The sequence below is a fragment of the Colwellia sp. 6_MG-2023 genome (genome assembly GCF_030547765.1).
Taxonomy (GTDB): domain Bacteria; phylum Pseudomonadota; class Gammaproteobacteria; order Enterobacterales; family Alteromonadaceae; genus Colwellia.
On record NZ_JAUOPP010000012.1, the window covers coordinates 53,844 to 68,791 of the forward strand.

General features: G+C 36.0%; 9 protein-coding genes. 4 read left to right on the plus strand and 5 right to left on the minus strand.

Annotated features, from left to right (window positions below; all coding sequences use genetic code 11):
* Positions 1-4 precede the first annotated feature (4 nt).
* Positions 5-898 (minus strand): TIGR03899 family protein, encoded by an 894-nt coding sequence (locus tag Q4503_RS09405; protein WP_303602104.1) that lies wholly within the window; start codon positions 896-898, stop codon positions 5-7.
* Between the two features lie 484 nt (positions 899-1,382).
* Here Q4503_RS09405 and Q4503_RS09410 point away from each other — a divergent pair, with 484 nt between their 5' ends.
* The gene (locus Q4503_RS09410) at positions 1,383-3,608 is read left to right on the plus strand and encodes an EAL domain-containing protein (RefSeq protein ID WP_303602105.1); all 2,226 of its coding nucleotides are present in this window, start codon (positions 1,383-1,385) and stop codon (positions 3,606-3,608) included.
* Between the two features lie 127 nt (positions 3,609-3,735).
* Here the strand turns inward: Q4503_RS09410 and Q4503_RS09415 are convergent, their stop codons facing one another.
* The gene (locus Q4503_RS09415; RefSeq protein ID WP_303602106.1) at positions 3,736-4,926 is read right to left on the minus strand and encodes an MFS transporter; all 1,191 of its coding nucleotides are present in this window, start codon (positions 4,924-4,926) and stop codon (positions 3,736-3,738) included.
* 321 nt (positions 4,927-5,247) lie between these two features.
* Between Q4503_RS09415 and fadB the strand changes: the two genes are divergently transcribed.
* Positions 5,248-7,419 carry a fatty acid oxidation complex subunit alpha FadB gene (gene fadB / locus Q4503_RS09420; protein ID WP_303602107.1) on the plus strand — a complete coding sequence of 724 codons (2,172 nt, stop codon included), beginning with the start codon at positions 5,248-5,250 and terminating at the stop codon, positions 7,417-7,419.
* Between the two features lie 15 nt (positions 7,420-7,434).
* Positions 7,435-8,595 carry an acetyl-CoA C-acyltransferase FadA gene (gene fadA, locus Q4503_RS09425; RefSeq protein ID WP_215972150.1) on the plus strand — a complete coding sequence of 387 codons (1,161 nt, stop codon included), beginning with the start codon at positions 7,435-7,437 and terminating at the stop codon, positions 8,593-8,595.
* Between the two features lie 263 nt (positions 8,596-8,858).
* Here the strand turns inward: fadA and Q4503_RS09430 are convergent, their stop codons facing one another.
* Together Q4503_RS09430 and Q4503_RS09435 are read right to left on the minus strand one after the other, a co-directional pair.
* A complete protein-coding gene (locus Q4503_RS09430) occupies positions 8,859-9,779 on the minus strand; it encodes a manganese-dependent inorganic pyrophosphatase (protein ID WP_215972149.1) in 921 nt (306 codons plus the stop codon).
* Positions 9,780-10,132: 353 nt separating this feature from the next.
* On the minus strand, positions 10,133-11,101 hold the full coding sequence (locus tag Q4503_RS09435) for a class 1 fructose-bisphosphatase (protein ID WP_215972148.1): 969 nt from the start codon (positions 11,099-11,101) through the stop codon (positions 10,133-10,135).
* 230 nt (positions 11,102-11,331) lie between these two features.
* Between Q4503_RS09435 and Q4503_RS09440 the strand changes: the two genes are divergently transcribed.
* Entirely contained in the window at positions 11,332-13,818 is a 2,487-nt protein-coding gene (locus tag Q4503_RS09440; RefSeq protein WP_303602108.1) for a zinc-dependent metalloprotease, read from the plus strand.
* 137 nt (positions 13,819-13,955) lie between these two features.
* Here the strand turns inward: Q4503_RS09440 and Q4503_RS09445 are convergent, their stop codons facing one another.
* On the minus strand, positions 13,956-14,870 hold the full coding sequence (locus tag Q4503_RS09445) for a DMT family transporter (RefSeq protein ID WP_215972146.1): 915 nt from the start codon (positions 14,868-14,870) through the stop codon (positions 13,956-13,958).
* Positions 14,871-14,948: the final 78 nt, after the last annotated feature.

The window sequence follows — 14,948 nt, forward strand, 5'->3', positions numbered from 1 at the left end:
AAGATTAACTACTACTCACTACGTTAAAGTGGTGGGTTAGTTGTTGTTTTAATATAGAAAAAAATTCTTTGTTTGGTTTATCAATAATTAAGTTTGCTAGTTCGGCACCAATAGCTGTGAATTTATAAAACTGCAAGGCAATATTATTCTTCTTACTGCTTAGCGTGAGCGGCTCGCCATTATAATAAAAATTAAGTACTTCGCCACTTTTCATCATGCTTGATTCACTTTCTTGTTTAAAAATTAACTTGTTATCCGCTAAAGATAATATATCAGCATAATTTAAACCAAAATGACTTAAATTTATGTACTGCTGCCTTTCCTGATTAAAAAAATTGAATAGTCCTGGTTGTTGATAAGAGCCGGAAATAATACGAATATTTTTCTTACTATTATCTTTTACCGCTAAAGAACAAGCTTTTGCTAATAATTTAGCGTCTACAATACTCATATCTCGAAAAACTTTTAATGCTTTCAGTGAATATAAGCCTGGGCGAGCTAATTCTCCGGCAAGTATCTTGGCCCATAAATCTTGCATTGTGGCGTTACTAATATTTTCAGCTAAGCTAATGTATTGATTAAACCAATCTAAATCGGGTCTTTTATCTATTGGTTTATTTGCACAAAATGCAAAAGTTTTTACCATGATCTCTTCAATATTTTCTTGTTTTCGCAGGCTTGCTAATCTTTGACGCTTAGTACTACGATCTTGAAGTGGCATTTGTTTTTCAGGGGGGAGTAAAGGGGCTTCTACACCGAATAATTGAGTTATTTTAAAAAACTGTTTATGTGCTGGTGTTTCAATGCTATTACCAATTGTAGTTTCTTCAATCGGCAAGTTGCGTTGATTATCTTCAGTTTGTTCAATGACAACAACATCTGATGTATCTGGTTTCAAGTTAATACTCCATACTAAAAAATATTTTAGTAATATCAATATAAGTGTAGGTTTTACCGTTATTTATTGATATAAAATAATATATGACCATGCATATAGCGATATAAATATAATTTTATTGTATGGGTTTATTGAAATTTGTCAAAATGACTTTTATTATATAATTTTGTGCTAGATTTGTATTTATTAACTATCTGAAAAATAAGTTAATAATTTCTGTATTATCTTAACGACTTTATTATTAATTTGTCACAATAGATAGGTTTTTAACAACTAACGTTACGTGAAACCTATTAAAATATGTGCAACAAAAAGGAATATTTAGCTAAACTAACATTGTTCGAATGAAAAAAACGAAAGAATGCTTCAAAAAAGTAGCAATAAGGTATAGTTCAGTTATAGTTATAGAATACCTAAGTACAATGATAAATAATTGATAGAAATTTAATTTTAATTAGCCACAAGCTAATTGCTTAAGGACAATATGCACGCATCAGACAACTCACAAGACGACTTTCTATTTATCGATGATAGTGATGAAGAAGAGGTTTTAGAAGGCACTGGTGATGAAGTCTGGCAGGTTCTGATTGTTGATGACGATCCTGAGATTCATTCAGTTACTCAATTAGCCTTATCAGATTTAATAGTGCTAGGCCGACGTTTAGAGTATTTTCATGCTTATTCCGGTCAGGATGCCTGTCAAGTTATTGAAAGTAACCCCGACATCGTTTTGGTATTACTTGATGTAGTCATGGAAACTGATAGTGCTGGTTTAGCGGTTGTTAAATATATTCGTGAATCACTAAACCGCCAAGATATACGTATTGTTTTAAGAACAGGCCAACCAGGTTACGCACCTGAAGAAAGTGTTATTAAAGAATATGATATAAATGATTACAAAACCAAAACAGAGTTAACACGGCGTAAGCTGGTTACTACTGTTTATGCCGCTATTCGTTCTTATCAACAAATAGCAACGGTTACAGAAGGCAGTCTAGGCCTAGAGAAAATCGTGTCAGGCTCTTCTAGCCTTCTTGAGTTACATTCTATAGTAGAATATGCGCAAGGCACGTTAAAGCAATTAACTCAGCTGATAAATCAAGATGTTCAAGGTCTATTTTGTGCTAGAGGGCAGGGTATAATAGACAATACCGATGACTTAAGTCTTTATATTATCGCGCAGCAAGATTTTTCTTCCTCTTTACCTAATCAAAAATTAGCGACTCTGGATAACGAACAAATTAATCAACATATACAAATGTGTTATATGCAAAAAGAGCATCTATACTTTAATGATTCTCTTTGTTTATATATTGCCAGAGGTGGATGTCGTGCTGTTGCCTATTTAACCTTAACGGAACCACTTAGAGATATTCAAAGACAATTATTAGAAGTATTTGTAACAGGTGTTTCTATAGGTTATGAAAATGTACATTTGTTTCAAAAGCTTAAAAGTGCAGCGTATAAAGATTGGCTAACTAATTTACCGAATAGGTTAGAATTTGTTCGTATGCTGGAGACTTTTAGTAAAGATGCACCTAATGATTATGTTGCTGCACTTATTGATTTAAATCATTTTAGCGATGTTAATGACGCTTTAGGGCAGAATATAGGTAACCAATTACTATCTGCGGTATCTCAGCGACTGCAAAGTTTATGCAGTAACTGTCAAGTTGCTCGTGTGGGCGCCGATGTATTCGGTATTATTGGCTCTCAAACAATGGTAACGCCTGATGCTTTATTGGCGTTATTTGAACACCCATTCACTGCTGGTGAGCAAAAACTGCCGATAAATGCCTGTTTTGGTTTCTGTACAAAAGAACATGCCAGTAGTAGTGGGGTAAAAGTACTTAATCAAATTAATATTGCTTTAAATCTGGCAAAGAAAAAACGTGAAACACATTTTGCTTATTATAATCCTGAGTTAGAAGATGAAACGCAATGGCGTTTAAATATGATTAGACAACTGCGAAATGATTTTTCAGAGGGACGTCTTGAATTATGGTATCAACCACAATTATCATTAAGCTCAGGTAAAGTTATTGGTGCTGAGGCCTTGCTTCGCTGGCGCACAATTGATGGTAACTTTATTTCTCCCGCAGTTTTTATTCCATTAGCGGAATACTCAGGTTTGATTGTTGAAATTGGTGAGTGGGTTATTAATCAAGCTTGTTCGCAAATTAAACTGCTAGAAGAAGAAAAATTCAACAATATTACTATCTCTGTAAATGTGTCTATACCTCAATTCAGGTGTTGTAATTTTGTGGATATCGTTCTAAATGCAACGCAAAAACATCAAATACTGCCTTGTAAACTAGAGTTAGAAATTACCGAAAATATCTTAATGGATGATCCTGAAGTAGTCATTGATGCGCTAGTTAAATTGAAAGGGCAAGGCATTAGTATTGCACTTGATGATTTTGGTACTGGTTTCTCGTCAATGAGTTATTTACAAAAGCTTCCTTTAGATCGTCTTAAAGTCGATCGTGCTTTTATAGGTGATATAGCCCAAAAAGATCAGTCGGTAATTGCTGAAACAATTATCGATTTAGGTAAAAAGATGAACTTAAAGGTAATTGCGGAAGGGATAGAAGAAATTGAGCAGCAAGAAAGATTAATTGAATTAGGTTGTGATGAAGTACAAGGTTTTTATTACGCCAAGCCAATGCCTTCTGATGAATTTTTAACGTTTCTTAAAAGCCATACTTAACCATTAAACTGATATTACAGTTAGTTTAAATATCAGGTTCCATATGAATTAAAACGCAAAGTTAGTAGCCCTAAATAATGCGACTATTAACTTTACCTAATAATTCAAGACTCTTCATTTTTTGTCATTACTTTACCTGAGCGTTACTCGCTATACGTATTTCATTCCCTTGTGCTGGTTCGTCTGGAATTAGCATAGCTAAGCATAAAGAGCATAGTGCAAATCCAGCTCCTATATAGAATACCCACGTAGGTTGTACAATCCATAATATTCCTAACAACGCAGGAATTACAACAGCTGCAATATGGTTAATAGAAAAACTTACCCCTGCGGTTGCTGCAATATCTTCGGGTTGCGCAATTTTTTGAAAATAGGTTTTTATTGCGATAGCAAGTGCAAAGAACAAATGATCGATAACATATAGTGCTGCTGCAAGGTTGGGGTCTTCTACTAAGCCATAGCAGATAAATACAATAGCTAAACCAATGTATTCAAATCGTAGTATAGAGCGTTCGCCAACTTTTCGAATTAATTTCCCTATTTTTGCGGCAAATAACCAATTAAAAACATAATTAATAAGAAATAAAGCGCTGATATCTGCAACACTATAATGAAATTTTTCTACCATTAAAAAGCCAGCAAAAACAACGAAAATTTGTCGGCGGGCGCCACTGAAAAAAGTGAGAGCATAAAATAGCCAATAGCGTTTTCTGATGACAATTTTTTTTGTTTGCTCTACTTTTGCTTCAAAGTGTCTAAAGGATAACACCAGTATTAATGTGAATAATAAGCCCATACCGCCAAATAAGGTATAGGTTAGTTGATAAGACCAGTTAAAGTGCTCCATTAATAGCCAGATACTCGAAAAAGCGAGCAGCGAAGCGATTGCTTTCATAGATAACATTTTACCGAGGAAGTGTGCCGCTTTATCTTTATCGATCCATTGCAAAGTTAATGATTGGCTCAAGGTTTCATAATAATGAAAACCAACTGACATCAATATAGTTGTAATATATAGGCCTGCGACACTCGGGAAAAAACCGGTTAACAATACCCCTAAGCTAGTTATAGCTAAAGCAATTAATGCGAGTCGCTGCTCCTTAATAAAGAGTAATACATAAATTGCTGTAAAAGCTAAGAAGCCAGGTATTTCACGCAAGCTGTGTAATATACCAATTTCGACACCAGTAAAATTTGCTTTTTCTATTACAAAATTATTGAGTAGTACCATCCATACAGAAAAGACTAGCGGCATGATAAAAGCCATCGCTAATAATAAGTGCTCAGGTTGATTAAAGCGTTTAAAAAAACTGATCATAAATGAATTTTACCGTTGGATAGTAAAGAGCTTAGCCATACTCTACGTCAATTGCTAATCAGAAACAAATTTTCTATCTGATAGCTGTGCCTTATATCTTTATATAAAAAACAGCAGCTTAAGCTTATTAAAATGAAATTAATACAAACGATTAAAACAATCGTTTAAATAAATTTGCTATTCATTATATTTCAAGGCACACTCAGTCAGCTATTATTAGTTATCTATACTTTTTGGTATGAGAAAATTGACTAAAAAATATAGAACAACATCAATAATCATCAATACATCAACACCACTTTTAGGTGAAGGAGACAAAGCATGATATATCAAGGCAAGAGCCTTTCAGCCCAGTTACTAGAAGACGGCATTGTAGAACTTAAGTTCGATGCTCAAGGATCAGTAAACAAATTTGATCAAGCAACCTTTGAAGAATATAAGGCTGTTGTGGCGGCAATTAATAATTGTAGTGATGCAAAAGGCGTGATGGTTACGTCTGGAAAATCAACCTTTATTGTTGGTGCCGATATTACTGAATTTTTAAGTTCATTTAATCAACCAGAAGAACAATTAGTTTCTTGGGCTAAAAGTGCTTCAGATGTTTTCGATTCATTTGAAGATATTCAGTTACCTACTATTGCAGCCATTAATGGTATTGCTTTAGGTGGTGGTTGTGAAATGACTTTAGTATGTGATTATCGTGTTGCTGATACTAATACTAGTATCGGACTTCCTGAAGTGAAGTTAGGCTTAATGCCAGGTTTTGGTGGTACTGTTAGATTACCTCGCATAATTGGTTTCGATAATGCAGCAACGTGGATGTCTACAGGTAAAGCATTTAAAGCGTCAGCGGCTCTTTCACAAGGACTTGTTGATGCGGTTGTTAAACCAGAAAGTTTACGCTCAGCTGCTATTAGCATGCTTAAACTTGCTATTGCAGGAAAATTAGATTGGCGTGCAAAACGTCAGATTAAATTAGAGCCATTAACGTTATCTCAAACAGAAATGATCATGTCTTCAACTACGTGTAAAGGCATGATTGCAGCAAAAGCAGGTAAGCATTATCCAGCACCAATGGTGATGATTAATACATTAATTGCGGCTGCAGGTTTAGATCGTGCTGGTGCTATGGCGGTAGAAAATGCAGGGTTTGCTAAATTAGCAAAAACTGACGAAGCAACTGCGCAAATTGGTTTGTTTATGGCAGATCAAGTTATTAAAGGTAAAGCCAAAAAAGCAAGTAAGCTAGCGACCAAGTCTGTGAGTAAAGCTGCTGTATTGGGTGCTGGTATTATGGGTGGTGGTATTGCTTACCAATCTGCTTACAAAGGCACGCCTATCATTATGAAAGATATTAATGATCAAGCGCTAGACCTAGGTTTAAAAACGGCGACAGGCATCTTAACGAAACAAGTTGAACGTGGACGTATGGATGCTAAGAAAATGGCAGGCGTACTTAATAACATTACACCTTCTCTTAGTTATGACAGCGTTAAAGATGTTGATATTGTTGTCGAAGCGGTTGTTGAAAACCCTAAAATTAAAGGTATGGTTTTAGCAGAGGTTGAATCGGTAATCAGTGAAGATGCTATTCTTACATCTAATACGTCTACTATTTCAATTGACTTATTAGCACAAAGTATAAAACGTCCTGCAAACTTTTGTGGTATGCACTTTTTTAACCCAGTAAACAAAATGCCATTAGTAGAAGTGATTCGCGGTAAAGATACTTCTGATGAAACGGTTGCTGCTGTTGTTGCTTATGCTGCTAAAATGGGTAAATCACCAATTGTTGTTAATGACTGCCCTGGTTTTTATGTAAACCGTGTTTTATTCCCTTACTTTGCTGGCTTTAGTCAATTAGTACTTGAAGGTGCAGACTTTACTGCGGTTGATAAAGTGATGGAAAAAGAATTTGGTTGGCCTATGGGGCCAGCATATCTGCTTGATGTTGTTGGTATTGATACCGCGGATCACTGTACTGGTGTTATGTCATCTGGTTTCCCTACACGAATGACCAAAATTGATAATGATCCTGTAAGCACGTTATATGCTAATGATCGTTTAGGTCAAAAAAATGGTACCGGCTTTTATGATCATATGAAAGACAAACGTGGTCGCCCAATGAAGGTTGCTGCGCCTGTTGCTTATGAACTATTTGCTCAACACTGTGCTGCTAAAAAAGACTTCACTAGTGAAGAAATTATTGCACGTATGATGATTCCAATGGTAAATGAAGTGGTACGTTGTTTAGAAGAAGGTGTTGTTGATACTGCAGCTGAAGCTGATATGGGCTTAATTTATGGTGTAGGATTCCCACCATTTAGAGGCGGTGCGATTCGTTATCTAGAAACATTAGGTTTAAATAACTTTATTGCTATGGCTGATAAATATGCTCACTTAGGTGAAATATATCAAGTTACAGATGGTTTACGTGATATGGCTAAGTCTGGTAAATCTTACTTCACTACAGACGTTAAAACTAACGCTTAACCCGAGGAGAATAAAATGAACGAAGTTGTAATTGTAGACTGCATACGAACTCCAATGGGGCGATCTAAAGCCGGTGTTTTTCGTAATGTACGTGCTGAAGCATTATCAGCGCATTTAATGAAAGAAATTTTAAAACGTAATCCAGCATTAAATCCTGAAGATATCGAAGACGTTATCTGGGGATGTGTGAAACAAACCAAAGAGCAAGGTTTTAACATTGCACGTAATGCATCTTTACTTGCTGGTTTACCAAAATCTATTGGTGGTGTTACTGTCAATCGTTTGTGTGGTTCTTCTATGGAAGCATTGCATCAAGCAAGTACCAGCATTATGTGTGGCCAAGGTGATGTATTTTTAATTGGTGGCGTTGAACATATGGGTCACGTACCTATGATGTACGATGTTGATTTTGATCCTGCATTAAATAAGCACATCGCCTTAGCTTCTGGTAACATGGGGTTAACTGCTGAGCTTCTTGGTAAGCAACATGGTATAACGCGTGAAATGCAAGATGCATTTGGTGCTCGCTCTCATCAAAAAGCCTATGAAGCACAATTGGCTGGTCGTTGGGATAATGAAATTGTTGCAACGCAAGGTCATGACGCTTCAGGTGCGTTGACGTTAGTGGAACATGATGAAGTAATTCGTCCTGAAACTACCGCTGAAAGCTTATCTGCTTTGCGTCCAGTGTTTGATCCTGCCAATGGTACCGTAACGGCAGGTACATCTTCTGCGCTTTCTGATGGTGCTTCAGCAATGTTAGTGATGTCAGCAGCGAAAGCCAAAGCATTGGGATTAACGCCTCGTGCGAAAATTCGTGGAATGGCGGTTGCTGGTTGCGATCCATCAACCATGGGCTTTGGTCCGGTACCAGCGACGAAAAAAGCATTAAAACGTGCAGGTCTATCTATTGAAGATATTGAGTTATTTGAATTTAATGAAGCTTTTGCTGCTCAAGCACTTTCTTGTGTAAGAGCCTTAAAAGTAGAAGATCAAATGGATAAAATTAACTTGAATGGTGGTGCAATCGCATTAGGTCATCCGTTAGGTTGTTCAGGATCGCGAATTTCAGGAACCCTGATTAACTTAATGGAAGGTGAAGATGTGAGTCTTGGTTTAGCCACTATGTGTATAGGGTTAGGGCAAGGGATAGCAACTGTATTCGAAAGAGTCTAATATTTTTGTTGAAACCCTTTATTAATTGTATTGAAAGTACTCACAAATTCTTCGGGTAATAATATGAACACCCGAAGGATAACCTGAAAGGCGAAGTATCGAATGTATAGAGTAATGACTAGCGTCAACTCTGTGCTTTCCCCTGGTATAAATACTTATTACCTTTGATAATAAAGACTCAACCTTTAATGATTAGATATAAAAAAACCAGCAACTGCTGGTTTTTTTGTATTTCAAATAATTTAATTAGTTGAAATTAGCGATTAAGCAAAAACATCTTGTAAAGGTGGTACAACTTGTTTCTTACGACTGAGTACGCCGTCAAGCCATACTTTGCCATCGGTAGTTGCTTTACCAAAAGCAGCTTCGGCTAAATTTTCATTGTCACTAATAACTAGTAACTCTGAGCCTTCTTTCATTATATCTGTTAATAAAAGCATAACAGTATGGCGATTACCTTCAGCTTTAAGCTTAGCAATATCCGCTTCTAAATCAGCTTTCATATCATCAAAAATAGCTAAATCAATGACTTCTAATTGGCCAATACCAACAAGATTATCATTCATGTTGAAATCTTTGAAATCACGTAATACAAGATCTCGTACCGGTGTTCCATCAACAGCTGATTTTACTTTAAACATTTCCATGCCTACATCTGTTGGATTGTCAATACCCGCAATTTTAGCTAAGGCTTCAACACACTTAATATCAGCGGTAGTACAAGTAGGAGATTTAAAAATAACCGTATCACTTAAAATGGCACACATCATAGCACCGGCGATATTTTTAGGAATTTCTACACCGTGAAAATCGTACATCATTTTAATAATAGTGTTAGTACAGCCTACAGGACGCACCCAAATTTCTAATGGTGTTGAAGTAGTAATGTCACCTAGTTTGTGATGATCAATAATACCTAAAATAGTAGCTTCATCAATATCATCTGGCCCTTGTGTACGTTCAGAGTGATCAACAATATATATATTTTCACCAGCGTAACTTGTTTTAAGCTCTGGTTGTTCAAAACCGAACTTATCTAAAATAAATAAGGTTTCTGGTGTAAGCTCACCTAAACGAGCAGGAACAGTTTCTTCTCCTAAAGTCGTTTTTAAATAGGATAAAGCGATGGCTGAGCAGATAGAGTCTGAGTCAGGTATCTTGTGACCAACAACATAATTTGGCATGAAATAATCTCGGATGAAAAATAATATTAGTAATATTTTATCAAGAAAAATGTTGGCAGGATATAGTTTAACGCTATTTGTGATTAAAGTTTGCTATAAGCTAAATGAGCTTGGTACACAATTTGTAATTTATGCTAGTTACTCTGTAGGTAGCTTTATAAGGCGATTTAAACTGTGTTATATATTATTTTCACGCTTAAATATTAGGTTTAATAGGTTTGTATAAGTAATATTCAGTTGGTTGATAGTCATTATTTTATCGGGGATATAACACGAGTGTTATTTTATTTTTGTAGGGAGTTGAACAAGCACACTATCATGGTGCTTGTTCAGAAGCTTAATAAGATATTTAACTATTTATAATAAGCCAAACAAGCTTCTACTTCGTTTTTAGATCCCATGATAACTTCAACACGCTGATGAATACTGGTAGGTTCAATATCCATGATTCGACCTTGACTGGTCATGGCTAAGCCGCCAGCTTGTTCAATAAGAAAAGACATTGGATTAGCTTCATACATCAAACGTAGTTTATTTGGTTGCTCAGGGTTTTTACTATCAGTAGGATAAGTGAATAGACCTCCACGACATAATACACGGTGAATATCACCGACCATAGCGGCAATCCAACGCATGTTGAAATTTTTACCACGAGGCCCCGTGTCACCGTCAATTAAGTCTTTAATGTAGTTTTTCATTGGTTCTTGCCAGAATCGTTGATTCGACATATTGATAGCAAACTCTTGAGTATCCGTAGGAACTTGTACATTTCGGTGAACTAATAGGTATCCGCCATGGGTTCTATCAAGTACGTAGAAATGTGTACCTTTACCCGTTGTCATTACTAACAGCGTAGCAGGGCCATATAAAACATAACCAGCACAAACTTGATGATCGCCTGATTGTTTGAACATATCAGGATTGCTTGGGTCCATATCTTCAGGCGCTTTATGGATAGAAAAAATTGTACCAATTAGTGAATTGATATCAATATTTGAGCTACCGTCTAACGGGTCAAAAGAAACAAGATATTTACCGACAGGGTTACCTGCAACAGAAGTGTCTTCTTCTTCTGATGAAATAGCTTTAACAAAACCTGATTCAAGAACAATATCTTTAAATAATTCATTGGCAACTACGTCTAATTTCTTCTGTATTTCGCCTTGAATATTTTCATCGAGTGTAGAACCCATTAAGCCGCCTAAATGAGCTTGGCTAACACGAAATGAAATTTCTTTAGTTGCAGCTAAAATAGTTTTTATCAGTGAAATAAGATCTTCAGGAACATTGTCTTGGCGTAGAGCAGGGGAGAGTCGTTGCATTGGGTTACCTTATAGCGTTAAAGTTGTATACTTTACAATGGCTATTAATGAGGGTGCATTCTTGTTAATAGCAGTCTATTTTTTGAAAGTTGATAGTAATTTTTTAATTATGTATTTTGCTTTCCTCTTGATTATAACAAGTTTAACTTTGCTTTCTAAGGTTTAAACTTATTTTTATTGAGATACTACCCATTAATCATTTTAATTTAGTTTAATTAATAAGGAAAAAAATGAATTATATCAATCGACTATTATTTATATTATTTTGTGTTACTTCAACAATGAGTTTCGCTGAAAAAGCCACTGTAAGTTTTGCTGAGTTTACAAAAGGTAAAATAGCCCAACAAGGATATTTTTCATTTTATCATGATAAAAAGGAAGGAAAGGTTTATCTTCAAATTGATAATTTTGGCCAAGAATTTTTATTTCAATCGAGTTTACCTCATGGGATTGGTTCAAATGATATCGGTTTAGATCGTGGCCAACTTGGCGACACACGTTTAGTGAAGTTTGAACGGGTAGGTAATAAAGTCTTTTTAAAACAGTTGAATACTTATTATCGTGCCGATTCAGATAATTTATTAGAAAAAAAATCAATAGATGAAGCTTTTGCTAGCTCGATTATTTGGGGCTTTACCGTCGTAAATGAAACGGTTGATACGAGGAAAAACACTCAAAAAGTATTAATTGATTACACCCCTTTTTTATTATCAGATATTCATAATATTAGCCAAATATTAAAGGATAAAAAACAGGGGAATTTCAAGGTTGACAACAGTCGCAGTGCTTTATATGCAAAGCGCACTAAAGCCTTTCCTGAAAATACAGAGCTTGAAGCTATGGTTACTTTTACAGGCTCTGGCGCTGGTAGTCATTTAAAATCTGTGACACCTGACTCAAGTTCGGTTACTGTGCATTTACATCATTCTTTGATTAAATTACCTGACGATAATTATCAAACAAGAGCATTTCATCCTTTTAGTGGATTTTGGTCGATAGCTTATGCCGATTATGCCAGTGAAATAGATGAGCCGTTAATCAAACGCTTAATTCCTCGTCATCGCTTAGCTAAGAAATATAGTGCTACAACTGGCAACAGTGTCGCGGTTGAGCCTATTGTTTATTATCTAGATTCTGGTGTTCCTGAACCAATACGTACCGCGCTTATTGATGGTGCTATGTGGTGGGATCAGGCATTTGAAAGTATTGGCTATAAGGATGCTTTTCAAGTGAAAATGCTGCCTGCTGATGCAGACCCAATGGATGTACGTTACAACGTTATTCAGTGGGTACATAGGGCAACGCGAGGTTGGTCATATGGCGCCTCTGTTATTGATCCTCGTACAGGAGAAATAATTAAAGGCCATGTGACACTTGGCTCTTTGCGTGTACGTCAAGACTATTTAATAGCGTTAGGTTTAACATCGCCATTTACTGCTAAAGATACAGATACAAGTGCGATGAAAAATATGGCTTTAGCTCGTATTAGACAGCTTTCAGCACATGAAGTTGGACATACATTAGGCATTGCGCATAATTTTGCTGCCAGTGTTAATGATAGAGCATCAGTCATGGATTACCCTCATCCTTATATAACACTTGATGAGCATGGCGAAATTGATTTATCTGATGCATATAAAGAAAATATTGGCTTATGGGATAAGTACGTTATCGCTTATGGCTATGGCGATTATCAAAATGAGCCAGAGCAGTTATTAGCATTGGTTGCTGACACACAAGCACAAGGGCTTTTATATGCTTCAGATCCTGACGCTCGTTCGTCGTCAAGTACTCAAAGTACAGGTCATTTGTGGGATAACGGCAATAATGCTGCGATTGAATTAACGCGAGTTATACAAGTACGTAAAAAAGCATTGTCAGATTTTGGTTTAAATTCCATTGCTGTTGGAACACCTTTGTCTGAATTAGAGCAAACCTTAGTGCCTATTTATAATTTTCATCGTTATCAAGTTGAGGCTGCCGTTAAATTAATAGCGGGTTCAAACTATTCTTATGAGCTTAAAAATGATACTCAAAAAGTTACTGAGCAACAGGGACTTGTTACTGTTTCTGCCGAAATGCAGCAACAAGCTTTGTCATCATTATTAGCAACACTAAGTACTGACTTTTTGACTATGCCGGCAAGTATAATTCAATTGATACCACCAAAAGCTTATGGTTATTATCGTAACCGTGAAAGCTTTAACTCACAAACAGGAATTACATTTGACCCAGTTTCGGCGGCCCAAGCTAGCGCTAAACATACCATAACATTATTATTAAACGCTGAGCGACTAGCGCGCTTAGCGCAGCAAGAAAGCTTATATTTTACTGATAGTAAAAAAGGTAAAAGGCAAAAGAGCGCTTTTTCTGTTGAGGTGTTGATTTCACAACTTATTGATAAAACAATAAAGCAACGTCCAGAAAGTGGTTTGGCGTTATTAGTACAGCAGCGGGTGAATCAACAAGTTATTGAACAACTGCTTGAATTATGGCATTCGCCAACATCAGTCCCTGAAGTGCGTAGTGCAACGCTCGCGAGTTTAAAAAACATTGAAAATTGGTTAGATGATAATCATGATGATCGAGATTATAAAAAGTTAGCAACTCATTTTAAATTGCTTGAGCAGCAGATAGATTTTAGTTTAAGTGAAGGAAAGCGAGTGGTTATTCCTACAGAAATTACTATGCCACCTGGGTCACCTATTGGTAATTAATTGGTTAACGTTAATCAGCTTATATTAAGTGTTACTCGTTAAATTGTTGATATAAAAAAACGGCATAGCAGGAAGGAGCTGCTATGCCGTGTGCTATTGGCAAATACCTCATATATTGAGTAAATATGCCGTCAGCATTAAGCCTTTGCTGCTGCTTTAGTACTAAATAATCGCTGTAATGTCGATGTTTTAGTTAATACGATTAGGTTACCAAGTAAAACAGAGCTTAAACCAATTACTGTATATTCACTCCAAGCAAAACCTTCGACAACCGTAGAAATAAATACCGCTATAGCGGGAAAAATGATATTTGCATAAGAGGTTTTATGTGACCCAATACGCGTCATTAAACTTAAATAGCAGCCAAAAGCGATAACAGATCCAAAAAGCGATAAGTAAATTAACGATGTTAAATAAGCTGGCTCAAATGAAAAGGTAAACTGCTTACCTTGTATAATAACCGCTAGGCTAGTAAAAATAGCGCCATAAAGCATACCCCATGCATTTGCTTGTACAATAGGTACATTATTTTTTTGATTCTTAATCGATATCATATTCCCAATAGAAGCTGAAAAAGTTCCCATTAGGCAAAGACCTAGTCCAAATAGCGTGGCAACGCCTAACTCAATATCGGTTAACTGTGGCCAAAATAATGTGATGATGCCAAATAGACCAAAAGCACCACCAAAGTAAACTTGTTTTGTGATGGGGGTTTTAAAGAATAGCTTGGCATTAACAATATTCATCAACATTAATGTCGAAAAGGCAATACAAGTTAATGCCGAGTTAATATGCTGCTGCGCGTTATAAAGTAGTAAATAGTTTAATCCAAATAAACAAATACCAAAGGCTGCAAATAAGCTGTGCTGCTTGAGAGAAAAACGCATTGGTAAACGCTTTATTTTAGCAAAAGTAAATAAAATCAGGGCCGCTATGGCAAACCGGTAAGTTACTGAAGCTTCAGGAGCAACATCTCCTAATTGATAATTAATGGCAATCCAAGTGGAGCCCCAAATAAGGACAGTAATCAGGTAAAGGAAACTATTATTCATTTTGAATCTCTTTTTTGTTTAATACCTATACCAAATAAATAAAGGTAAATTTCGAAAGCGAATGACAGTATAGAGTTT

Coding starts and splice junctions, on each gene's coding strand:
- Q4503_RS09415 (WP_303602106.1), bottom strand. CDS start 4,926: ATGATCAGTTTTTTTAAACGCTTTAATCAACCTGAGCACTTATTATTA.
- Q4503_RS09445 (WP_215972146.1), bottom strand. CDS start 14,870: ATGAATAATAGTTTCCTTTACCTGATTACTGTCCTTATTTGGGGCTCC.
- fadB (WP_303602107.1), top strand. CDS start 5,248: ATGATATATCAAGGCAAGAGCCTTTCAGCCCAGTTACTAGAAGACGGC.
- Q4503_RS09435 (WP_215972148.1), bottom strand. CDS start 11,101: ATGCAACGACTCTCCCCTGCTCTACGCCAAGACAATGTTCCTGAAGAT.
- fadA (WP_215972150.1), top strand. CDS start 7,435: ATGAACGAAGTTGTAATTGTAGACTGCATACGAACTCCAATGGGGCGA.
- Q4503_RS09430 (WP_215972149.1), bottom strand. CDS start 9,779: ATGCCAAATTATGTTGTTGGTCACAAGATACCTGACTCAGACTCTATC.
- Q4503_RS09440 (WP_303602108.1), top strand. CDS start 11,332: ATGAATTATATCAATCGACTATTATTTATATTATTTTGTGTTACTTCA.
- Q4503_RS09410 (WP_303602105.1), top strand. CDS start 1,383: ATGCACGCATCAGACAACTCACAAGACGACTTTCTATTTATCGATGAT.